25 protein-coding genes are annotated in these 21,593 nt (G+C 69.1%); 11 read left to right on the plus strand and 14 right to left on the minus strand.

Translation table 11 applies throughout. From position 1 onward, the window contains the following. The first annotated feature begins 10 nt into the window (after nucleotides 1–10). The 4 genes from aztB to ASF75_RS16885 are packed head-to-tail and all read left to right on the plus strand — an operon-like array spanning nucleotide 11 to nucleotide 4,204. On the plus strand, nucleotides 11–904 hold the full coding sequence (gene aztB / locus ASF75_RS16870) for a zinc ABC transporter permease AztB (RefSeq protein WP_056073299.1): 894 nt from the start codon (nucleotides 11–13) through the stop codon (nucleotides 902–904). After that, the gene (locus ASF75_RS16875; protein ID WP_056073302.1) at nucleotides 901–2,100 is read left to right on the plus strand and encodes a hypothetical protein; all 1,200 of its coding nucleotides are present in this window, start codon (nucleotides 901–903) and stop codon (nucleotides 2,098–2,100) included. The genes aztB and ASF75_RS16875 overlap by 4 nt, the downstream gene beginning before the upstream one ends. Next, nucleotides 2,097–2,999, plus strand: a complete 903-nt coding sequence (locus tag ASF75_RS16880; protein ID WP_231564130.1) for a metal ABC transporter substrate-binding protein — start codon at nucleotides 2,097–2,099, stop codon at nucleotides 2,997–2,999. Before ASF75_RS16875 ends, ASF75_RS16880 begins: the two co-directional genes overlap by 4 nt. 26 nt (nucleotides 3,000–3,025) lie before the next feature. Beyond that, nucleotides 3,026–4,204 carry a hypothetical protein gene (locus ASF75_RS16885; protein ID WP_056073305.1) on the plus strand — a complete coding sequence of 393 codons (1,179 nt, stop codon included), beginning with the start codon at nucleotides 3,026–3,028 and terminating at the stop codon, nucleotides 4,202–4,204. Between the two features lie 143 nt (nucleotides 4,205–4,347). On the opposite strand, the gene ASF75_RS16890 is transcribed toward ASF75_RS16885, so the two are convergent. The 4 genes from ASF75_RS16890 to ASF75_RS16905 all read right to left on the minus strand — a co-directional run bounded on the left by ASF75_RS16890 (nucleotide 4,348) and on the right by ASF75_RS16905 (nucleotide 9,640). Next, nucleotides 4,348–5,685: an ABC transporter substrate-binding protein gene (locus tag ASF75_RS16890; protein ID WP_017887604.1), complete on the minus strand. Its 1,338-nt coding sequence runs from the start codon at nucleotides 5,683–5,685 to the stop codon at nucleotides 4,348–4,350. Nucleotides 5,686–5,748: 63 nt separating this feature from the next. Continuing rightward, nucleotides 5,749–6,699 carry a carbohydrate ABC transporter permease gene (locus ASF75_RS16895; protein ID WP_235517738.1) on the minus strand — a complete coding sequence of 317 codons (951 nt, stop codon included), beginning with the start codon at nucleotides 6,697–6,699 and terminating at the stop codon, nucleotides 5,749–5,751. Further along, a complete protein-coding gene (locus ASF75_RS16900; RefSeq protein ID WP_017887606.1) occupies nucleotides 6,696–7,610 on the minus strand; it encodes a carbohydrate ABC transporter permease in 915 nt (304 codons plus the stop codon). The genes ASF75_RS16895 and ASF75_RS16900 overlap by 4 nt, the downstream gene beginning before the upstream one ends. After that, the gene (locus ASF75_RS16905) at nucleotides 7,607–9,640 is read right to left on the minus strand and encodes a beta-galactosidase (RefSeq protein WP_082509811.1); all 2,034 of its coding nucleotides are present in this window, start codon (nucleotides 9,638–9,640) and stop codon (nucleotides 7,607–7,609) included. Before ASF75_RS16905 ends, ASF75_RS16900 begins: the two co-directional genes overlap by 4 nt. 213 nt (nucleotides 9,641–9,853) lie before the next feature. Here ASF75_RS16905 and ASF75_RS16910 point away from each other — a divergent pair, with 213 nt between their 5' ends. After that, nucleotides 9,854–10,876, plus strand: a complete 1,023-nt coding sequence (locus ASF75_RS16910) for a LacI family DNA-binding transcriptional regulator (protein ID WP_017887608.1) — start codon at nucleotides 9,854–9,856, stop codon at nucleotides 10,874–10,876. Nucleotides 10,877–10,961: 85 nt separating this feature from the next. On the opposite strand, the gene ASF75_RS16915 is transcribed toward ASF75_RS16910, so the two are convergent. Together ASF75_RS16915 and ASF75_RS16920 are read right to left on the minus strand one after the other, a co-directional pair. Next, nucleotides 10,962–11,318 (minus strand): VOC family protein, encoded by a 357-nt coding sequence (locus ASF75_RS16915; protein ID WP_056073308.1) that lies wholly within the window; start codon nucleotides 11,316–11,318, stop codon nucleotides 10,962–10,964. Nucleotides 11,319–11,403: 85 nt separating this feature from the next. Next, nucleotides 11,404–12,018 (minus strand): GNAT family N-acetyltransferase, encoded by a 615-nt coding sequence (locus ASF75_RS16920; RefSeq protein WP_042540974.1) that lies wholly within the window; start codon nucleotides 12,016–12,018, stop codon nucleotides 11,404–11,406. 232 nt (nucleotides 12,019–12,250) lie between these two features. Between ASF75_RS16920 and ASF75_RS16925 the strand changes: the two genes are divergently transcribed. Next, on the plus strand, nucleotides 12,251–12,712 hold the full coding sequence (locus ASF75_RS16925; RefSeq protein ID WP_017887611.1) for a DUF4383 domain-containing protein: 462 nt from the start codon (nucleotides 12,251–12,253) through the stop codon (nucleotides 12,710–12,712). A 123-nt stretch (nucleotides 12,713–12,835) separates the two neighbouring features. On the opposite strand, the gene ASF75_RS16930 is transcribed toward ASF75_RS16925, so the two are convergent. Further along, nucleotides 12,836–13,102, minus strand: coding sequence for a DUF1264 domain-containing protein (locus ASF75_RS16930; protein ID WP_082509816.1), 267 nt, complete (start codon nucleotides 13,100–13,102; stop codon nucleotides 12,836–12,838). Nucleotides 13,103–13,241: 139 nt separating this feature from the next. On the opposite strand from ASF75_RS16930, the gene ASF75_RS17820 reads away from it, so the two are divergent. The 3 genes from ASF75_RS17820 to ASF75_RS16945 are packed head-to-tail and all read left to right on the plus strand — an operon-like array spanning nucleotide 13,242 to nucleotide 15,019. Beyond that, nucleotides 13,242–13,760 (plus strand): hypothetical protein, encoded by a 519-nt coding sequence (locus ASF75_RS17820; RefSeq protein WP_071251735.1) that lies wholly within the window; start codon nucleotides 13,242–13,244, stop codon nucleotides 13,758–13,760. 3 nt (nucleotides 13,761–13,763) lie between these two features. Next, a complete protein-coding gene (locus tag ASF75_RS16940; RefSeq protein WP_056073315.1) occupies nucleotides 13,764–14,162 on the plus strand; it encodes a hypothetical protein in 399 nt (132 codons plus the stop codon). 35 nt (nucleotides 14,163–14,197) lie between these two features. After that, a complete protein-coding gene (locus ASF75_RS16945; RefSeq protein ID WP_056073346.1) occupies nucleotides 14,198–15,019 on the plus strand; it encodes an aldo/keto reductase in 822 nt (273 codons plus the stop codon). 82 nt (nucleotides 15,020–15,101) lie between these two features. On the opposite strand, the gene ASF75_RS17825 is transcribed toward ASF75_RS16945, so the two are convergent. Both ASF75_RS17825 and ASF75_RS16950 read right to left on the minus strand, forming a co-directional pair. Then, a complete protein-coding gene (locus tag ASF75_RS17825; protein ID WP_156463927.1) occupies nucleotides 15,102–15,278 on the minus strand; it encodes a hypothetical protein in 177 nt (58 codons plus the stop codon). A gap of 105 nt (nucleotides 15,279–15,383) precedes the next feature. Beyond that, complete coding sequence (locus tag ASF75_RS16950; RefSeq protein ID WP_056073318.1) at nucleotides 15,384–15,923, minus strand: hypothetical protein; 540 nt, start codon at nucleotides 15,921–15,923, stop codon at nucleotides 15,384–15,386. Between the two features lie 147 nt (nucleotides 15,924–16,070). On the opposite strand from ASF75_RS16950, the gene ASF75_RS17475 reads away from it, so the two are divergent. Further along, nucleotides 16,071–16,592: a DUF4265 domain-containing protein gene (locus ASF75_RS17475; RefSeq protein ID WP_081612163.1), complete on the plus strand. Its 522-nt coding sequence runs from the start codon at nucleotides 16,071–16,073 to the stop codon at nucleotides 16,590–16,592. Between the two features lie 8 nt (nucleotides 16,593–16,600). Here the strand turns inward: ASF75_RS17475 and ASF75_RS16960 are convergent, their stop codons facing one another. From ASF75_RS16960 to ASF75_RS16980, 4 genes are all read right to left on the minus strand, one after another. Then, nucleotides 16,601–17,323 carry a class I SAM-dependent methyltransferase gene (locus ASF75_RS16960; RefSeq protein WP_056073321.1) on the minus strand — a complete coding sequence of 241 codons (723 nt, stop codon included), beginning with the start codon at nucleotides 17,321–17,323 and terminating at the stop codon, nucleotides 16,601–16,603. Nucleotides 17,324–18,093: 770 nt separating this feature from the next. Next, entirely contained in the window at nucleotides 18,094–18,420 is a 327-nt protein-coding gene (locus ASF75_RS16970) for a putative quinol monooxygenase (protein ID WP_056073324.1), read from the minus strand. 129 nt (nucleotides 18,421–18,549) lie between these two features. After that, complete coding sequence (locus ASF75_RS16975) at nucleotides 18,550–19,242, minus strand: SDR family NAD(P)-dependent oxidoreductase (protein WP_042540966.1); 693 nt, start codon at nucleotides 19,240–19,242, stop codon at nucleotides 18,550–18,552. A 12-nt stretch (nucleotides 19,243–19,254) separates the two neighbouring features. Next, entirely contained in the window at nucleotides 19,255–19,578 is a 324-nt protein-coding gene (locus tag ASF75_RS16980) for a putative quinol monooxygenase (protein WP_042540964.1), read from the minus strand. Nucleotides 19,579–19,686: 108 nt separating this feature from the next. Here ASF75_RS16980 and ASF75_RS16985 point away from each other — a divergent pair, with 108 nt between their 5' ends. After that, nucleotides 19,687–20,538 (plus strand): helix-turn-helix transcriptional regulator, encoded by an 852-nt coding sequence (locus ASF75_RS16985; RefSeq protein ID WP_205123973.1) that lies wholly within the window; start codon nucleotides 19,687–19,689, stop codon nucleotides 20,536–20,538. 527 nt (nucleotides 20,539–21,065) lie between these two features. Here the strand turns inward: ASF75_RS16985 and ASF75_RS16990 are convergent. Further along, complete coding sequence (locus tag ASF75_RS16990) at nucleotides 21,066–21,407, minus strand: hypothetical protein (protein ID WP_156463928.1); 342 nt, start codon at nucleotides 21,405–21,407, stop codon at nucleotides 21,066–21,068. Nucleotides 21,408–21,593: the final 186 nt, after the last annotated feature.

The following is a 21,593-nucleotide window of genomic DNA, read 5'->3' on the forward strand; positions in this document are numbered from 1 at the left end:
GTCTCGGACCGTGACCTGGCTGACCGATCCGTTCTCCGTCGACTTCATGGTGCGCGCCCTGGTCGGCGGCTCCCTGGCGGCGGTCCTGTGCGCCGTCGTCGGCACGTGGGTGCTGGTGCGCGGCATGGCGTTCCTGGGCGAGGCGCTCTCGCACGGCATGCTGCCCGGCGTCGCGATCGCCACCCTGACCGGGGTCCCGCCGGTGCTCGGCGCCGCGGTGAGCGCGGGCGTCATGGTGCTCGGTGTCGGAGCGCTGCGTCGTCGCGCCCGACTGTCGTACGACACCTCGATCGGCCTGCTCTTCGTCGGGATGCTCGCGCTCGGGGTGATCATCGTGTCGTCGTCGCGGTCGTTCGCCACCGACGTCACCGCGATCCTGTTCGGGGACGTCCTCGCCGTCACCCGGGCGGACGTCGGCGGCCTCGCGATCGCCGCGGCCGTCGCCCTGGCCGTCGCCGTGGCGTTCCACCGGCCGTTCACCGCGCTGGCGTTCGACACCCGCAAGGCCACGACGCTCGGCCTGCACCCGCGCCTGGCCGAGGTCGTGCTCATCGGGCTCGTCACCCTGGCGGTCGTCGCCTCGTACCGGGCGGTCGGCACCCTGCTCGTCGTGGGCCTGCTGCTCGCGCCCGCCGCCGCTGCCCGCGCGTGGACCCGGCACGTGGCCTCGACGATGCTCCTCGGCGCCGGCATCGGTGCGGCCGCCGTGCTCGTCGGGCTCCTCGTCTCCTGGCACGCCGGCACCGCCGCCGGCGCGAGCATCGCCGCGGTCGCCGTCGGCGGCGTCGTGGTCTCGCGCGCCCTGGCCGCCGTCGTCCTGCGGCGCACCCCGATCCCGACACCGGCGCGCGCGGCCGCGCCGGCAGCACCACGATCCGCCGCACCGTCTCGAGAGGGAGCATGAAGCACTCGACCACCAACCGCGCCCCCGCGCGCATCCTGTCCACCATCGGCCTCGCCACCGGCATGGCCCTCACCGTCACCGCCTGTTCCACGGGCACCCCGTCGGCCGACAGCTCGACCGGCACCGTCCGTCCCCACGGCTACGTGGCGGGCGCGAGTGAGTCCCAGGAACCCCAGGTGCGCCTCCTGGCCGTGTCGGCGACCGGCGCGACCGCGCTGCATGACCTGCTCACCGAGGAGACCACCGAACTCGACGACGTGGACGCACCGGAGCACTCGGCGACCGACGGCCGGTTCCTCGTGACCAGCGACGCCGACCGCACGACGATCGTCGACGGCGGGTCCTGGACCGTCGACCACGGCGACCACACGCACTACTACGCCGCCGAGCCTCGGGTGGTGGGCACGATCGACGGCGGCGGCCGGGTCGCGGTGCACTCGTCCGAGACCATGACGACGATCACCTGGCCAGACCGGGCCGAGGCCGTCGTGCTCGACCGCGAGGCGCTGGGCCAGGGCGAGGTCGACGAGACCGCACGGATCGACGCGCGCGTCCTCCTGCCGATGGGCGAGCAGCTCGTGGCGGCCGACGGCGACCGGGTCCGCGTGCTCGACCCGGACGGCGAGGCGACCGACGCCGCCGGCGCAGCGCAGACCTGCACCGACCCCGCCGGCGGGATCGTCACCCGCGCCGGTGCCGTCGTGGGCTGTGCCGACGGAGCGGTCGTGGTGGACGACGCCGGCGAGCCCTCGTTCGTCGACCTGCCCGACGGTGCCGAACGTCCGACGGCCTTCGCCGCACGCGCCGGCCGGCCCACCGTCGCCGGGCTGGCCGGCACCACCGGGTTCTGGTTGCTCGACGTGCGCGAGGGCTCCTGGCGGCTCGTGCCGACCGATCGGCCCCTGCGCGCCGTGGTCGCGGTGGACGACGAGGACGAGCACGTGGTCGGCGTCGACGACTCCGGCCGGGTGGTGGTCGTGACCGCCTCGACGGGGAAGGTCGCCACGACGAAGGCACTGGTCGACGCCAGCCCCGACGACGCCGCCCCGCTGCTGCAGCTCGATGCCCAGCGCGCCTACCTGGCCGACCCCGCGGACGGCACCGTGCACGAGATCGACTTCGCAGACGGGGCCCGGGTCGCCCGCACGATCGAGCTCCCCGTCGCCCCAGTCGCCTTCGCCGAGGCCGGACTGTGACGCGCACCAGGGCCCTGACCGCGGGCCTCGTCGCCGCAGCGCTCGCCCTCGTCGCCACGGGGTGCACCACCACCGGCTCCGACCGCCCCCTCGTCGCGGTGACGACGAACATCCTCGGCGACGTCGTCAGCGAAGTGGTCGGGGACCGGGCCGACGTCATGGTCCTCATGCCGCCGGGCGCCGACCCGCACTCGTTCGAGGTCTCCGCGCAGCAGGCCGCACGGCTCCGGAGCGCCGACCTCGTGGTCGAGAACGGGCTCGGGCTCGAAGAGGGGGTCGCCCGGCACGTCAGGGCGGCGGCCGAGGACGGCGTGCCGGTCTCCACCGCCGGGGACGCGTTCGACCCGCTCGAGTGGACCACCGAGGACGACAGCGGCCCCGACCCGCACTTCTGGACCGACCCGGCCCGGATGGTCGACGTCGTCGAGGCCCTCGACCAGGACCTGCGCGACGCCGGGATCGAACCGGCCGGCACGGACGCCTACCTGGACGAGCTCCGCGACCTGGACGACACGATGACGGCCGCGTTCCGCACCGTGCCCGAGGAACGCCGGGCGCTCGTCACGAACCACCACGTGTTCGGGTACCTGGCCGACCACTACGGCTTCCGGGTCGTCGGGGCGGTGATCCCGAGCGGGACCACCCTGGCCTCCCCGAGCGCCGCCGACCTGCGCGACCTGGCCGACGCCATCGACGAGGCGGGGGTCCGGACGATCTTCGCCGACGCCTCGCAACCCGCACGGCTGGCCGAGGTGCTCGCGGACGAGGTCGACCTGCACGTCGAGATCCGCCCGCTCGCGACGGAGTCCCTCACCGAGGACGGCGACGCCTCCACCTACCTCGGCATGATGCGCTCGAACACCGAGGCCATCGTCGACGGCCTGTCGACTGGTAAATGAGAATGAGAATCAATACAGTGAGCGACATGACGAACACGAAGACGCTCCGGGCCGTGTGGCCCGCCGCCCTGCTCGGTGCGGCCGCCCTGGCCCTGACCGGGTGCGCCACGGACACCGACGCCGGGTCCGACACCACGGACACCCCGAAGGCCGACGGGACCCGCATCACCCTGACCTACGACGGCGGACTGCTCGTCCTCGACCAGGACCTGCAGGTGGTGGCCGACGACCCGATCGACGGCTTCACCCGGGTCAACCCGGCCGGTGACGGACGCCACGTGCTCGTCACCGTGCCCGAGGGCTTCCGGGTCCTCGACACCCAGGCCGAGCCGGCCCTGACCGACGCGGTGTTCCCCGCCGACACCGGCGGCCACGCGGTCGTCCACGGCGACCGCACCGCCCTGTTCGCCGACGGCACCGGGGACGTGACGACGTTCGACCACACCGAGCTCGACGGCGCCGACCTGCCCGAGGTCGAGACGACGAAGTCCGAGGCCGCCCACCACGGCGTCGCGATCGAGCTCGAGGACGGCACGCTCCTGACCACCATCGGCACCGAGGAGAGCCGCTCCGGCGTGCGCGCCCTGGATGCCGACGGCGAGGAGATCGCCCGGTCCGAGCAGTGCCCCGACGTGCACGGTGAGGGTGCCGTCAAGGGTGAGGTCGCGGTGTTCGGCTGCACCGACGGCGCCCTGGTCTACGACGACGGCACGTTCGAGAAGATCGACGCCCCGACCGAGTACGGCCGCACCGGCAACCTGTTCACCACCGAGGACTCGTCCGTCGCCGTCGGCGACTACAACGACGACCCCGACAGCGAGGGCTACCTGCTCGACCAGATCGCCCTGATCGACGCGGCCTCGGGGAAGTACACCGTCGCGGACATGCCCGACGGCGTCGGCTTCACCTTCCGCGACCTGGCCCGCGGCCCCGGCGACGAGGCCGTCGTGCTCGGCGACGACGGTGCCCTGCACACCTTCGACGAGACGACCGGCGAGCCGCTCGAGTCGTACCCGGTGATCGACGCGTGGGACGGCCCGGCCGAGTGGCAGGACGCCCACCCCGCCCTGAAGGTCGCCGGTGACGTCGCCTACGTCACCGAACCCGCCGAGCAGAGGATCCACGCGGTCGACCTGACCACCGGCAAGGTGATCGCCTCGAGCGACGAGCTGCCGGGCGTGCCCAACGAGATCGCGGTCGCGTAGCGACGAGCGAACAAGCGGACGAGCGAACAAGCGACGGGGTCCGGAACACGACCCCGAGACGCAACAGGAGGCCCGTGGCGATCCCGCCACGGGCCTCCTGTCCGCTGTCAGCGCGTGGACCGCGCGACGTCAGCCGCCGTGCGTCAGCCCTTGACCGGGATCGACTGCGCCTTGAGTGCCGCGATGGTCTTGGACTGCCCGGACTCGAGCGCCTCGCTCAGCGTGCCCGAGCCGGACGCGGCCTGCCCGAAGCCGTCGGAGACGTCCGAGTAGGTCTGCGTCATCGTCGGACCCCAGGTGAAGGGCTGGATGTCCTTCGCAGCGGTGGCGAACTCCTCGTAGATCTTCTGGCCACCGTAGAAGTCGAGCCCCTGGGTCAGGGCCGGCAGCTCGGCACCGGTGGTCGAGGCCGGGTACAGGTTGGCCTCCTTGTTCAGCGCGGAGAGCGCCTCGGTCGAGGTGTTCAGCCAGACCAGGAACTTCGACGCCTCGGCCGGGTGCTTGCTGCCCGCGAAGACGACGTTCGACGAACCGCCCCAGGCGGCCGACTTGGTCTCGCCGGACTTCCACTGCGGCATCGGGGCGACGGCCCACTTGCCCGAGGTCGACGGGGCACCGCTCGAGATGGTGTTCGCACCCCAGACCGCGGAGACCCAGGTCCAGTCCTTGCCGCTGTCGTAGGCGTTGTTCCACTGGTCGGTGAAGCTCGGCAGGGTGTTCACGAGCTTCTTGTCGATCAGGTCCTGCCAGTAGTCGGCGACCTTCTTCGACGCGGCGTCGTCCAGGTTGACCTTCCAGTCCTGGCCCGAGTTCTCGAACCACTGGCCACCGGCCTGCGAGACGAGCCCGGCGAACTGGTTGACGTCACCCTTGGCGAAGTTGGTGATGTTGCCGCCGAGCTTCTTGATCTTCACGGCGTCCTCGGCGTACTCCTCCCACGTCTTCGGGGCGTCGAGGCCGGCCTTCTCGAACAGGTCCTTGCGGTAGTACAGCGCCATCGGACCGGAGTCCTGCGGCACGGCGTAGACCGACTTCCCCTCGCCGAAGGTGACCTGGTTCCACAGGCCGTCGGAGAAGTCCTTCTTCGCGTCGCTGATGCCGGAGCACGCGCCGATGTCCTCCAGGCCGCCCTGCACGCGGAACGCCGGCAGGGTGTCGTACTCGACCTGCCCGATGTCCGGCGCCTGCTTGGCCTTCAGCTGGTTGAAGAAGTTCTGGTAGGTGCCGCTGTTGCCGTTCGCGACGATCGAGACCTTGACCTGGATGTCCGGGTTGGCCTTGTTCCAGATCGCGACGACCTTGTCCATGTTCGGCACCCAGGTCGTGAAGTCGAGGGTGACCTTGCCGCCCGAGGGCTTGCAGCTGGCGGCCGCGGTGCCGGACCCGCCGCCGTTGCTGCTGCCGCCGGTGCTGCAGCCGGCGAGGGCCACGGTGGCGGCCACGGCGATCGCGGCGACGCTGAGGAACTTCGTTGTCTTCATGCTGTTTCCGTTCGGATGTGGTGTGGGGAGAGCTGGTGCGGGAAGGGGTGCGGGTCGGGGGGGCTACTTCAGGCCGCCGGAGCCCAGGCCGGAGCGCCAGAAGCGCTGCAGGCTCAGGAAGGCGACGAGCAGCGGGATGATCGAGACGAACGACCCGATGAGCACGAGGGTGCGCAGGTCCGGGTACTGGTTCACGCTCGAGTTCCACGTGTAGAGACCGAGGGTGACGGGGAACAGCGACGAGTCGCGGAGCATCACGAGCGGCAGGAAGAAGTTGTTCCAGACGGCGACGAACTGGAACAGGAAGATCGTCACGAGCGCGGGCGACATGAGCCGCACGGCCACGGTGAAGAACGTGCGGACCTCGCCGGAACCGTCGATGCGGGCGGCCTCGATGATCTCGTCGGGCACGCTCGACGCCGCGAACAACCGTGACAGGTAGACGCCGAACGGGCTGACGATGCTCGGCAGGAACACCGACCAGAACGTGTCGGTCAGGTCGACCTGGCTGAAGATGAGGAACAGCGGCAGGGCCAGGGCGGTCGCCGGCACGAGCACGCCGCCGAGGAACACGTTGAACAGGACCTCGCGGCCACGGAACCGGTACTTCGCCAGGGCGTACCCGCACATCGCGGAGAGCACGGTGCCGAGCAGCCCGGCGACCCCGGCGTAGGCGATGCTGTTCAGCAGCCAGCGCAGGTAGATGCCGTCCTGCCGCGTGAACAGCTCGACGAGGTTGCCGAAGAAGTCCTGCACCGAGGTGGCGCTGAACCACAGCGAGAACGTCGAGTTGAAGTTCGCGGCGGTCTTGGTGGACGAGACCAGCAGCCAGAAGATCGGCAGCAGGAAGTAGAGGGTGAAGACCCCCATCACGATCATCGCGGCGCTGCGCGAGATGACGCTCTCACGGGGACCGCGCGCTCCGCGCTGGCGCGGACGGGAGGCCCGGTTCGGCTCGAGCGGTCGGCCGACGTCGCGGACGAGGTCACCTGGGGACGGGGCGTTGACGGTCACTGGGCGGCCTTCCGCTGGGTCAGTCGGAGGAACCCGATCGACAGGACGAACGTGGCGACGGCGAGGACGACCGAGAACGCCGCGGCGAGGTTGAAGTTCGGCACCGAGGACGTCGAGTAGACGAGCATGTTCGGCGTGAACGTCGACGAGATGGTCGAGGTGAACTGCCGGAAGACGGTCGGCTCGGTCAGCAGCTGCAGGGTGCCGATGACGGAGAACACCGCGGTGAGCACGATGGCCGGCACCACGAGCGGGATCTTGATCGACAGGGCGATCCGGAGCTGGGACGCACCGTCGAGCTTCGCCGCCTCGTACACCTCGGCGGGGATCGCGAGGAGCGACGAGTAGATGATGAGCATGTTGTAGCCGACGTAGACCCAGGTCACGACGTTGGCGACCGCCCACAGCACGGTGCTGCCGCCGAGCAGGTCGACCCGCGAGGTCACCGCGGAGAACGGCGACAGGTCGGGGGCGTAGAGGTAGCCCCACATGATCGCGGCGATGACGCCGGGCACCGCGTACGGCGCGAAGAACGCCAGGCGGAAGAACCGCTTGCCGCGCAGCAGCGGGGAGTCGAGCAGCAGGGCGAACAGGAGCGCGAGCCCGAGCATCACCGGCACCTGCACGACACCGAACAGCAGCACGCGGAGCACCGAGCTCCAGAACTCGCCGTCCTGGAACACCAGGGCGTACTGGCTCAGGCCGCCGAAGACCTGCGTCGGGGCGCCGAACGTGCCCTGCCGCTCGATCTTCTGCAGCGACTCCCACACGGCGTAGAGGATGGGGACCAGGTAGAACGCCGTGAACAGGACGGCGAACGGCAGGACGAAGATCGCGATCGCGCGGCGGTAGCGGAACCCGCCGCCCCGGCGTCGTCGGGTCGCGCTGGGCGACTGTGCGGTGGTGGTCATGAGCGGTTCCTGTCGGTGCGGATGATCTGGGTCCCGCCGGGGGCGATGGCGGTGGTGCCGGTGACGGGGCGGTCGGCGACGAGTTCGTGGCCGGCCTCGTGGTGCTCGACGGTGCGGTCGGAGTGGTTCAGCAGGAAGACCCACTCGTGGGTGTCGCCGCGGCGACGGACGACCTCGAGCCCGGGGCGGACGGCGGGGTCGGCGTGCACCCCGGCCTCGTCGAGCACGCGGTGGACGAACCCGCCCAGCGCTGCGGCGTCGAGGACCGTGGACGTGTACCAGGCGGTGCCGGCGCCGTGCTCGTTGCGGGTCACGGCGGGGCGCCCGGCGAGGGAGCCCTCGGCGTAGTCGACGACGCTCGTCGCGCCGCGCAGCTCGACCGGCTCGGACCAGACACTGCCGGTCGTGCCGTCGGACAGCGCGATCGTGGCGTCGGCGGCGAGCGGGAGGAACTCGTCCACCCGCACGCCAAGCAGGTCGCGGAAGGCGCCCGGGTAGCCGCCGGTGCGGACCCGGTCGCGCTCGTCGACGATGCCGCTGAAGCAGCTGACGGCGGCGTGCCCGCCAGCGGCGACGTGGTCGGCGATGACGGCCGCGTGCTCGTCGCGCACCAGGTAGAGCTCGGGGACGACGACGAGCGCGTACCCGTCGAGGGGTGCTCCGGGGGCGACGACGTCGACGGTCACGCCGAGGTCCCACAGCGCGGCGTGGAACGCGTGGACCTGCTCCAGGTAGCGGAGCGCGGTGCTGGGGTGGGCCTCCAGGTCGGCCGCCCACTGGTTCTCCCAGCTGAAGACGAGCGCCACGTCGGCGACCACGCGCGACCCCCGCAGTTCGCCGAGCCGCTCGGCCAGGGCGCCGAGCGCGACCACGTCGTGCCACGTCGTCGACTCGGTGCCGGCGTGCGGCAGCAGCGCCGAGTGGAACTTCTCGCTGCCCTGCACGGACGCGCGCCACTGGAAGAAGCAGACCCCGTCGGCACCGCGGGCGATGTGCGCCGCGGTGTTCCGGAGCATCTCCCCCGGGGCCTTGGCGACGTTGTGCGGCTGCCAGTTCACGGCACCGGTCGAGTGCTCCATGAGCAGCCACGGGGCGCCGCCGGCCAGGCCACGGGTGGTGTCGGCGGCGAAGGCGAGCTCGACGTGCGGCCGGGGCAGGCGGTGGTCCAGGTAGTGGTCGTTCGCGATGACGTCCATGTCGCCGGCCCACGACCAGTAGTCGAGCGCCGTGATGTGCGCGGCGACCATGAAGTTCGTCGTGACGGGCTTGTCGCTCAGCTCGCGCAGGACGGCGGCCTCGGCGCGGTGGTGGCCGAGGAGCTCGTCGGACGAGAACCGGTCGAAGTCGATGGTCTGTGCCGGGTTCGTGAACGACAGCGTCGCGCGGGGCGGCAGCACCTGCTCCCACGCCGAGTAGCGCTGGCTCCAGAACGAGGTGCCCCAGGCGGCGTTCAGCGCGTCGACCGTGCCGTACCGGGCCTGCAGCCAGCCGCGGAACGCCTGGGCGGAGACGTCGCAGTAGCAGTGCGCGTTGTGGCAGCCGAGCTCGTTCGACACGTGCCAGAGCCGCACGGCGGGGTGGTCGCCGTAGCGCTCGGCGGTGGCGCGGACCAGGGCGAGGGCGTGCTCGCGGTAGACCGGGGAGCTCGGGCAGAACGCCTGGCGGCCACCGGGCCAGCGGGTCGTGCCGTCGGCGACGACGGGCAGGACCTCGGGGTGGCGGGTGGTGAGCCACGGTGGCGTCGAGGCGGTGCCGGTGCCCAGGTCGACCCCGATGCCCGCGCCGTGCAGCAGTTCGATGACGGTGTCGAGCGCGGCGAAGTCGTACTCACCCTGCCGGGGTTCGACGTGCGACCAGCCGAAGACGTTGATCGCGACGAGGTTCACGCCGGCCTCGCGCATGAGCCGGACGTCCTCGACCCACACCTCGGGGTCCCACTGCTCGGGGTTGTAGTCGCACCCGAACGCGAGGCCCGTCGAGCCGAGGCCGAGCGCGCCGGTGGCGGTCGTCGGCAGGGTGGTGGTCGTCACGGGGATCCTCGCTGATCGGGGCGACCCGCCGCCTCGGCCGCGTGCGACCCCTTCGACGGCGAAGGCCACCCAGTGTTCTGGGAGCGCTCCCAGGCCGCACCGGGGATCGGGGCCGGAGGTTTCTGGGAGCGCTCCCAGATCAAACACCAGCGGCTGCACCCTGTCAACTGCGAGGCGTTCCGAGGGCTCCTCAGCGGCGGATATGGTTGCCCCATGTCCGAGGTCCGATCCGCTCGTCAGCGCGCCACGATCCAGGACGTCGCGGACGAAGCGGGGATGTCCCGCGGCACCGTCTCACGGGTGCTCAACGACGAGCCGTACGTGTCACCGAAGGCGCGCGAGGCCGTGCAGGACGCCGTCCGACGTGTCGGCTACGTGCGCAGTGCCGCCGCCCGCAGCCTGGTCACCCGGCGTTCCGGGGCGATCGCGCTCATCGTGCACGAACCCTCGGTCGTGGTGCTCGACGACCCCAACATCGGCAACATCCTGATCGGCACGAACGCCGTGCTGTCCGACGCCGACCAGCAGCTCGTCACGATCATGGTCGACTCCGCCCGCGACAGCGAGCGGGTGGTCGAGTACCTGCGCGGCGGCTTCGTCGACGGCGCCATCGTGCTGTCCGCCCGCGACGGCGACCCGATCACCGGGGCGATCGAGGAGATCGGCATGCCCGCGTGCTTCGTCGGGCACCCGTCCGACGCCGCGAACATCTCGTACATCGGCATCGACAACCGCGACGCCGCCGAGCAGATCACCCGACGGCTGGTCGACACCGGCCGACGACGGATCGGGATGCTCGCCTCCGGGCTCGACCGCGACTCCGGCCAGGACCGCCTGGCGGGGTTCACCGCGGCACTCGGCGAGCGCTTCGACCCCGACCTCGTCGCCCGGAACCCCCTGTTCAGCTACACCGCCGGCGCCGAGGGCATGCGCGAGCTGCTCGAGCGGGCCCCGGACATCGACGGGGTGTTCGCCGCGTCGGACGCCGTCGCCGCCGGTGCCATGGACGTCCTGCAGCGCAGCGGCCGGAGCGTGCCGTCGGACGTCGGTGTGGTCGGGTTCGACGACAGCGCCTGGGCGCTGCGGTGCGACCCGCAGCTGTCGACGGTGCGGCAGCCGGCGCGCCTGCTCGGCGAGCAGGCGGCACACCAGGTCCTCGAGCAGATCGGCGGCACCGACGACGGCCCACGCGGTCTGCTGTTGCCGACGGAGGTCGTCTGGCGCGGGTCCGCGTAGTCGGCCACGAAGCGGACGGGAGGCCCGTGGCGGCGTCGCCACGGGCCTCCCGTCCGTCCGCGGGTGCGTTCCGCACCCGGCTGGGTCAGCCCTGCGGCGGCGAGTAGAGCTGCAGGTCGTTGCCTTCGCTGTCCTTGAAGGGGATGATCTTGCCCCACGGGTGCTCGCTGATCTCGCCCTGGATGTCCGCGCCGCGCTCCTTGAGCGAGGCGACCTCGTCCTCGATGCTGCCGTCCGGCTGGAACGACACGACGGCGCCGCCGTCGCTCGCCTGGCTGGTGGACTCGCGTCCGTTCAGGCCGATCATCAGACCACCGGCGTCGATCTCGCTCCAGTCGTCGGACTGGTCCTTGACGGTGAGACCGAGCGTGTCGCGGTAGAACGCGACGGCGCGCTCCATGTCGCTGACCGGGACCCAGACTGCTGCGACTCCACTTGCCATGGTGTTTCCTCTCGTCGTGGTGTGCCGTGGACGGTAGGCAGCGCGCGTGCACGCCGGTACAGGGTCGGTGTCCCCCGGCGCCGGGTCAGCCCGCTGCCGGACGCCACATGCTGATCGGGGTCGCCGCGCGGAACCCCGCGATCGGCGCGCCGTCCGCGAACCCGTGCCGTCGGTACAGCCGGCGGTTCACCGGGGTGGACGACTCCAGGTAGGCGCCCCGGGACGACCGGTCGGCGCGTTCGAGTGCGTGCCCGAGCAGCAGGCCACCGACGCCACGACCCCGCGCGGCGGCCGACACCCCGATCTCGGTGAGGTACCAGTGCGGGGTCATCGGGCGGGCGCGCTCCATGCGGCGCAGGTGCGTCACGGCGCGGAGCGCACCGCGGATCCCGAGCGTCCGGAGGAACGCCGGCACCTGTCGAACGAAGGCGCCGAAGCCGCCGGTGTGCCGACCGGGCGCCTGCCAGAACGCGGCGCCGACCACGCGGTCACCGATCGTGGCGACGTCCACCCGACGACCGGTCGTCGGCACCGAGCGGATGAGGGCCGCGAAGAGGCGGGCCAGCACGGCGGGACGGTCCTCGCCGGATCGGGGCGGCCGGAACTCGGCGAGCACCGGGTCGTCGGCGAAGGCCTCGGCCAGGACGGCTGCGGCCGCCTCGAGTTCGGCGGGTCCTGCTGCTCGGACGACGGTCTCCATGGTGACTCCTCGGGTCGAACGACTTGGCCACTTGGCCGACTTCATCTTGGCGGGCCTTCCTGCACGCGCACCGGGCACTTCCCGAGAGGATCGAGGGCAGATCGCGGGCGCTGCCGGTGCGTGAATCGGCCATCGCAGCCTTTCGCACCCCTGACCTGCAAACCGACCGTAGAAGCGCTCCGAATGTCATGTGTGCCGCACACTGCGGCGCGTACAGAAAAGAGGGCTGATCATGACCAGCAGCGCAGCAACCGCACGCACCGGCTCCGGCTCGACGTGGACCCAGCGGGGCGCGTTCGTCTTCGGTGTCGTCTTCCTGATCGTCGGCATCGCCGGGTTCATCCCCGGACTCACCATGGACATGGGCTCGATGTCCGTGGCCGGCCACGGCTCCATGGCCCTGCTCCTGGGCCTGTTCCAGGTGTCCGTCCTGCACAACATCGTGCACCTGCTCTTCGGCATCGTCGGGCTGCTCGCCGCCCGCCGTGCAGCCTCAGCGCGCCTGTACCTCGTCGCCGGCGGCATCGTCTACGCGGTGCTCTTCGTCTACGGGCTCTTCACCGCGGGCATGGCCGGTGGCGCGAACTTCGTGCCGCTGAACAGCGCAGACAACGTGCTGCACGCCTTCCTCGCCGTCGCGATGATCGTGCTCGGTTTCGTCCTGCCGCGGATCGGCACGCGCACCGCGCGCTGAACCGCAGCACACACCGGACGGGAGGCCCGTGGCGACACTGCCACGGGCCTCCCGTCCGTCGTGTGGTCCGCAACCGACCTGCCGGGGGCTTGAAAGGTATGCCTATTCAAGCGTCGGCTGCCGTCAGGAGCGCCCGTCGTCCGCGTCGAAGAGCACGCACTGCAGCATCTCGGCGTTCACCACCTTGCAGAAGTGGTGCGCCTCCATCTGCACGTCGGGCTCGCCCTTCACGCAGTGGAACCCGACCACGTAGACGTCGAAGCCCCGCAGCGGTGCCGAGGTCTGCAGCACGGCGGCACCGCGGTCGAGCAGGGCGAGCTCGAAGCCGCCGGGCTCTCCGTGTGGGGTGACACCGGTCTTCCGGTCGTGCACGGTGGGGCTCAGGGGCATGCGGGCGTCCTTCCGTCCGTTCGAGGTGCGCGCCATGCAACCCGGAACGCCCTTGCTGGCGTCGGAGGCCAGGTAACGACTTCGCATCGAAGTTTGATGTTCTACATATTTCATTGGTTCTCCGCCAGGCTCGACGTTCATGAAGACTTCCGTCAAGAGCGCCCTCGTAGCTGCCGCCACCATCTCTCTGTTGCTCGCCAGCGGCACCGCAGCCGAAGCGACGCAACCGCGCGAGCCTCGAGCCGCGTGGGGGTACTACAACAAGGTGGTCAACAAGTCGAAGAAGTCCCACCACACCGGTTCGCAGATCCTCGCATCCTGCGGGTCCCGCACGTCCTCGATGAACTGCGGCCTCACGAAGGGCCGCGCAGCAACACGAACGATCGGTCTGGAGTTCGGTGCGACGAGGAAGTGGGCCGCGGGCAAGCTCAACTTCAGCGCTTCCCGCACACAGAGCGTCTCGGTGACCTGCAGCAGGCAGCGTGTCCCCAAGGGAAGGATGCTCGTCGCCTACCCGGTCGGGAACCGCTACAAGTACAAGATCGAGAAGCACATGACCGGCGCTGGGAAGGACTACGTCACCGGTCGTTCCGGCTGGTTGTACGCCTTCAACCCGGGCAGTGCACGCGTGACGTGCGACATCATCCGGTACCGCTGACCGATGTTCGCCCTGCGCCTGAGCATCAGAGTGACCAGCATTGCCGTCGCCGCCTTGCTGCTGGCGGGATGTTCCACAGCAGGTCACCCGGCCCACGCGGACGTCACGGTCGGGATGACGGTCACCGAAGCCGGTGCCCTCGTCCCGGACGGTGACGCGTTCGTCTGGTACGACCTGTCTCCACAGGTGCTCCATCGCCCAGCGACACTGTCTCAGGCCGACGGAGCGGACGGCGTCATCGTCGCCGTCTGCGATGGGATTGGCCACGGGGACGTCGCGGTCGGGGTTGTTCCGGAGACCGACTTCGACGGCGCAGTGAGCACCGCTGCCCGCAAGGAGGAGTACCGGCACTTCCTCCCCGAGTGCGCGCAAGCCCGAGGACACCCGCGTTCCGCACCGTGACCGTGGCCGAACCCGACCGGCGTACTGTCCGCTGCATGCCCGCACTCATCGACACGTTCACCCTGTCCAACGGTCTGCACATCCCGAAGATCGGCTTCGGCACGTGGCAGATCCCGTCCGGCACCGACGCGTACGACGCCACGAAGACCGCCCTCGAGCTCGGCTACCGCCACATCGACACCGCCCTGGCGTACGGCAACGAGGCGAGCGTCGGCGAGGCCGTCCGCGACAGCGGCATCCCCCGCGACGAACTCTTCATCACCACGAAGCTGCCGGCCGAGATCAAGACGGCCTCGGGTGCCCGCGACGCCTTCGAGGAGTCGAGCAACAACCTCGACCTCGGACACGTCGACCTGTACCTGATCCACGCGCCGTGGCCCTGGAGCGACATGGGCTCCGACCACCGCGACGGCAACGTCGAGGTCTGGAAGGTCTTCGAGGAGCTCTACGACGCCGGCCGCACCAAGAGCATCGGTGTCTCGAACTTCGCCGTCGCCGACCTCGAGGACCTGCTCGGCCGCACGGACGTCGTCCCGCACGCCAACCAGATCCGCTGGTTCATCGGCAACACCCAGGACGAGACGACCGCCTTCGACCGCGAGCACGACATCCTGACCGAGGGCTACTCCCCACTCGCCACCGGTGGCCTGCTCGAGAACGAGCAGATCGCCGAGATCGCGGCGAAGTACGACAAGACCGTCGCCCAGGTCGCGATCCGCTACCTGCTCGAGAAGGACGTCCTGCCGCTGCCGAAGTCCACGACCCCGTCGCGCATCGCCGAGAACGCCGACGTCGACTTCGTGCTCGCCGCCGAGGACGTGGCCGCGCTCGACGCGCTCGAGGACACCGCGAGCTGACGCGGCCCCACCCCGGACGGGAGGCGCGGTGCCGGCTGGCACCGCGCCTCCGGTCGGTACACGGCCGAGTCACGGGCGAGGCTCAGCCGCCGTGCGGACGCACGGTGATCTCGGCTACGAAATTCCGGTCCTCGCGCTCGAGGTCGTCGTCGGGGGCGTTCACGAACGTCAGGGCAATGCCGGTGGCGAGAAGGATGCCGGCGCGCGTTCCCTGGCCTTCGTCATCCGGGGAGGCGTGTAGCGTTTGGCGCCCCTTCACCGGGCATTTTTGCGGGACAGGTATACGGCAATACCCCTGGTCAGGCGGCAGTAGGCAGCGGAAGGCGTCGAAGGTGACAATTGGGGTGTAGCGGTGAACCACCCGCTATTGGGACGCGTCGAGGAGCTTGAAGTGCTGCGCGATGAGGCGAGCTACTGACACCGGGTTCAACCTGTCGGTCGCGATCGTGACTTCGTCCAAGTCAGCTGCGGTGAGACGTTCGGTCAGGTGTTCCCAGCGGTCGAGGTGCCAGCGGAGCTCGGTCTGCCGAGAGGAGTCGTAGCGTGCCCGTAGACGCGCCTCGGCAGTTGATCGCTGCGCGGTCAGGCGGACTGATCGAAGCGGCAACGCGACTGCTTCTGAGTATCGATGCTTGTCGGCTTCATCTGCGATCACGCCGCTCATGATGAGTTGGCGCGGTCCGGCGGTCTTGTAGTTCGCCCACACGGCAGCGATGTTCCTCGCCTCGATGACCTGGTTCTGCGGGTCGAGGACGCTAACGGGAGAGGACCGATGGAACCAGTCGACGTCAATCAAACTGAAGGGGCGCTCCTCAGCGGACAGCAGGTTGCCGACGTGGTCGAGGACCGTTGTCTTGCCGGCGCCGTAGGAGCCGTTGATGAAGATCGCGAACGAGGCTTCCATGCGCGGACTCTACGGGTACGCCGTTGAAGCCGTCCGTGAAAGTCGAGTAGTGCCCCGGATGAGGATCGTCAACCGGGCTCGAGGTCGGGCGGTGTCGTCGACCGAAACCGAGTGCGGTCGGGTGCATGGCGAGGATAGATTGCCGCCATGAGCGAGTACCGGCAGCACCCCAGTCGGACGGCCGAATGGGCGGGATCTTCGCTTGTGCCGACGCAATCGGCGTCCGACGCGGACACTGAAGTCTGGTTCGCGCTTCCCTCCGACTCTGGTGACGTGTTCTGGGAAGCGTTGAACGCAAAGACGATCGGGCCGGACCTGGTGCAGGTTCGTGCAGTACCCGCATGGGTGTACGGCGTGAACTACGACGACACAGTAGCCACCGTCAGATCCGCGGAAGGATCGCTCGTGGCAACGAGCGTCAGCGAGCACGGCAACCAGGCCACCTTCCGACTCTGGCTCGGCGAAGATCCGGACCTCGCCGCGGCGTGGCGGTCGATCGCAGGACGCTACGCCCAGCGCGGGTGTCTCGTCGACGCGATCTCGGAGAACCTCATCGCCCTGTCCTGCCCCGTCGAGAACGCGTCCCTGATCCGCGACCTGCTCATCCACGAGGAGCAGGCAACAGCACTGATGTGGGAAGACGGCACCCCTGCCAGCTCCGTCCGTTAGCCGATCGGCTACCGGGCAGTGGCAACCAGGACCAAGACTTGGGACGAGTCGCTCAACGCACCGCACCGCCAGTCGCCGTACACCGCCTCGGCTCGGAAGCCTGCGTGCTCGAGCTGATGCTCGAGCTCGCTCGACTCGCGAAAGAACAGGTCCTCTGTGTATGAGAGCTGTTCGCCTGTGTCGGTGAAGGTGTTGTGAGCGACCAGGCGGACGACTCCGGGCGAGATCTCCCGAGCTTCCGACCACTCTTCCAAAGAACCGCTCGTGGTCTCGCGGATGGTGTGCTCCGGCGCGGACCAAGCGCGCCACGCTTCGGCGGCGGGATTCCGACTCTCGAACGCGAGGGTCCCGCCGGGGCGGAGTGCACGGTGAAGATCGGCGAGCGTCCGCTGCCAGTCCCCATCGGGTATGTGCTGCGCGACGTTGCCGGTCATCACGGCGTAGTCGGCGCCGACGTTCGGGAGGTCGCGACTATCACCCAGTACCCACGTCACGCCGTCAGCGCCGGGCCGGCGCTTGGCGTAGTCGAGCATCGTCGGTGAGGGATCGACCCCGACTGCAGACATCCCGGCGTCGGCCATGCTCACGGTGAGTGAGCCGGTTCCGCACCCAAGGTCGATTACGGATCGCGCGGCCATCGACATGCCGAGCGTTCGGTAGAAGTCACTGTCGGCACCGTCAGGGTTGTCTTCGTCGTACAACGCGACGAGACGAGCATCGAGATCCACCATCGGACGAGGCTAAACCAGTCCCGATAGCCGATCGTCAAACGAGATGGCGTCCGACCAAATGTCTCCCTCAGAACCAGCGGAGGATGAACTGCTCGAGTACGTTCCGTGCGACTCCTACCACTCCGGGGGCTGGTTCCCCAGCGTCGCGTCCGACGCTCGAGAGGAGCGCGCTCTGCGCAGCCTCGTACTCACGACGTTCGTCGTCGGTGAAAGTGTCCGGGGGTACGGTCCGACTCACACTGACGGTTTCCAGCCGACGGAAGCCGTATCGGAAGCCGACTGGCCGCGGCGCAGCCTGGATCAGCTGCAGCAGACGCGCGTGCGAGTAGTTCTCCGAGCATCGAGCAGCGCGACCGATGAAGTCGGTGAGGCCCAGGAGCCCTGCTTCGGTCGAGAGGAGCCGGACCTGAACGAGTCGAGCGCGACTGCAAAGGTCGTACAAGACAGCTTCATCCATCGCGATCCCTCCTCAACCTGGCCGCAAGCTTGCCACGAAGGGCCATCCTGGTGATCCAAGCGAGCAGCGCTGCCCGGTAGAGGATCGGCCAGCGGACACGAGGTCGCGCTTGTTGTCTTGCAATGCACGCCGCTCGCGTACCTGGTACAACGCGGCAACGCACTCGTCGTCGGGTGTCCGTCGCGCGGGATGCTTTGGTTCAACCTCGAAGCCACGCCAGGTGGAACCACTAGGAGGGGCCCTGCTCCGCGTTGCGGGTCATGGCCCCTCCTAGTGCGAGCTGTGTCCGGAATCTACCGACGTGGTGACAGGGCTAGACCTCGGTGGGGTTGCGTTCGTTCGAAGCGTCGAACTTGAGCACCTCGTTACGCATGAGTGGGCTCCACTTCGTGAGGAAGGCAACGACGTCGGGGTGGGAGAAGTGCCGGTCCTGGGCCTCCTGGGACTCGAAGTGTTCGAGGATGGTCACGACCCCAGCTGCTTCGTCGTCGAGGCCGAAGGAGATGAGACGGGCCCCGGGGTTTGCCTCGCCGATCGGGTAGAGGGCTTGAGCATCGGCAAGGTAGTCCCGGACCTGCTCGGGCGGCAAGAACACTCGACCCGCGATGATGATGGTCGTAGGAGTGGAGGTGGTCGTCATCGGTGGTCTATCTCTCTGTTCGAGGGTTGATGGATCGGGCGGACGGGTCAGGGAAGCGCGATGCCACCTGATTTGTGAGTCGAGGTTCTATGGCTGGGGCGTAGTTGACAGAGCAGCACTTCGCACTCCTCACCAGGGCAAGGTGCCGTCCTTGTCGGTCGCGGTGCCGGTTGGAGCGGCTGCTCCGAGCGTTGCGATGCGAACGGCCGCGGCGGCACCGTCCTCGATGGTGCCGCCGAGCCCGCCGGTGAAGTCAGTGGCGGTCTGCCCCGGGTCGACGGCGTTGAATCGGATGCCTGGAGTTGTCCTGGCGTACTGCATCGTCAACATGGTGACGGCCGTCTTCGACGATCCGTAGGCGGCGAGCGGGTACTGCGACTCGACGCGGTCGGGGTCGCCGGTGAGCGTGAAGGACCCGAGTCCGCTGGTGACGTTGACCACCGACGGATCGGTGCCGCGTCGGAGCAGCGGGAGGAATGCGCGGGTGACCCGGACCACGCCGAACACGTTCGTCTCGTAGACCGTGCGGATCTGCTCGACGGTCATCTCCTCGGGCGGGACGACCTCGCCGAGGATGCCCGCGTTGTTCACGAGGACGTCGAGCCGCCCAGCGTGTTCTTCGAGGTGCGCGACCGCGGCAGCGACGGAACGATCGTCGGTGACGTCGAGCTGGACCACGTGTGTGCCGAGCGCCTCAGCGGCGGTACGGCCGCGATCGAGGTTCCTCGCGCCGATCCACACGTTGTGTCCTGCTGCGGTTAGTTGTCGGGCTGTCTCGAAGCCGATGCCTGTGTTGGCGCCGGTGATCAGGGTGATGGTCACGCGCGGTACGGGTCAGTTGCTCGGACGGAACGGCTGGAGCAGGGTGATGCCGTCCTCGATCGAGCCGTCGATGAGCTCCAGCATCTGCGGGACGAGTCTCTGCATCCGCGGCGCACTGAGGTGGTCGTCGAGGTGCTGTCGGCTTTGCCACCGCTCGTAGATGACGAACGCGGCTTGGTCGCCTTCTACCTGGTGTGCTTCGTAGTCGATGTTCCCCGGGTCGTTCCGGGACGGGGTGACGGCTGCGGTGATGAAGTCCCGCAGCGCGGTCTCCTTGCCCGGCTTCGCGCGGGTCTGCCAGATGACGGTGACGTATCCGTTGGGTGTTGCGGTCATGGGCTGCTTCCTTTCGTCGTGGAGGAACCAGCGTCAGTGTTGGCGGGGCGCGCAGCCAGGGAAGACCGCTGCCACCCTGGCGTGCCCGTTCCACCGGAGAATGTGTCGGTGAACGAACACCCTCTGAGCACTGATCTCGGCGAGCTGCTGCGTGCTTGGCGGGAGCGCCTGACACCTGAGGATGTCGGCCTCGAGCCGTACGGACGGCGACGCACGCCGGGCCTACGGCGTGAGGAGGTGGCCCAGCTCGCCGGCGTGAGCGTCGACTACGTCACCCGGCTGGAGCAAGGACGGTTCCGCACCCCGTCGGCGCAGGTCGTGGCAGCCCTGGCCCGTGCGCTCCAGTTGAGCCGCAGCGAGAACGACCTGCTGCACCGCGCCGCCGGGATCGCTCCCCCATCGGCGGGCACGGTTACTCGTCACGTCCCACCAGGCGTGCAGCGCATCGTCTCGCGGCTGTCCGCGTTCCCGGTCGCCGTCTTCGCCGCGGACTGGTCGTTGCTGTACTCGACGTCGCTGTGGCAGCGCCTGTTCCACACCCCGTCCGTGCTCGCGGACCCAGACCAGAACCTCCTGGTCCAGACGTTCATCGACAACTCGATCGCGGAGATCGCGACCGCGCATGGCGGCTCTGACCGCTTCGAACGCGCACTCGTCGCCGACCTGCGTCGGTCGGTGGGGCTGCTCGACCAGGACGTCGCTCTCCACACCTTCGTGACGGATCTCCGGGCCCGTAGCCCCCGCTTCGACCGACTGTGGGGCGACGCACAGGCAGCCGCACACACCACGCTCACCAAGACCGTTCACAACCGCGTCGTCGGCGACGTAGTCCTCGACTGCGATGTCGTGGTTATACCGGACACCGACGTCAAGATCGTGCTCTACAGCACGACGAGCACGGGGCCGAACGCCGAGAAGCTCGACTTCCTCCGCGTGGCCGCCATCACCGCATTCCCCTGATCGGAGCCGACACTGTCTCGCAGCCGGCCACGGCGTCGTCTTGGAAAGAATTTTCCACGCCGACCGCTCCTCCGTGATGATCGAACGCCCCGCGAGTGCGGCAGCGCCCACTCTTCCTGCATCATCGGATCCCCTATCGGGGCAAGCGTCAGTTGGCACCATCGTTTCCCTCGGGGAACCACCAACGGGTCCCTACCGACGTGCATGGATAAGGGCCGCCCGAGCAGCGGAACCGCGGCTTGGTGTGAACCTGGAACTACGGACGACGGGCAACCGACACCATCGTGCGTGACGCCACTATGACCGATCCAACCCCAACCACGATCGCGGCCACACCCAACCACATCAGATGGTGACTCAGAATTGCGACCAGACCGAGCACGATAAGACCGATCCCACCGACGAGCTGTAGCCATGTGCTTGTCGGAAGCGAGCGCTTATCCATGCACTCGTTGTACACCTGCCTCGCCGCTCGAGCCGTCCGGTGGACGATCGGCTATCGAGACGCGGTTGGGGGGGCGTCTGGGTCAGCGGAGGATGAGTGCCGCGACGGTCAGGCCGAGGGTGACAGCGACCAGCGTGCCGAGGCCTGACCATTCCCACCAGGTCATCCGCCGGGTTCCGCGCGGTGGCCGTTGCCGGCGTCGCATGCGCCGACGACGGGATCGTGCCGCTGTCATCGCCCGCACGTTACCCGGCCTCAGACGGAGGATGCTGGAGAAAGCAGCAGGGTGGCCGACGGTGACGGAGCTGAAGTGCTCGGTGATGGTCCAGGTGCGGTGCGCCGTGTTGCTCGGCACGTAGTCGATGTGGAGCTCGTGGCGGTTCACAGTGGTTGTTGGCGGCAGCTTCGGGATGCGCGGCGTCATGACCCAATAGACACCGAAACGACCCTGAGTGGTACGGATTGCCCGCGCGGTTCTTGTCGAACGGACACCAGCGGGCTCGTCCGCTGGGCGATCGGCAAGCGAGACGAACGACGGTGGTTGGCGATCGCACCAGCGAGAGGAGCTAGTGGCCGATACGCTCCGACCATGAGCCTCATGACTTCCTGG

The sequence above is a fragment of the Curtobacterium sp. Leaf154 genome (assembly GCF_001424595.1).
Lineage (GTDB): Bacteria > Actinomycetota > Actinomycetes > Actinomycetales > Microbacteriaceae > Curtobacterium > Curtobacterium poinsettiae.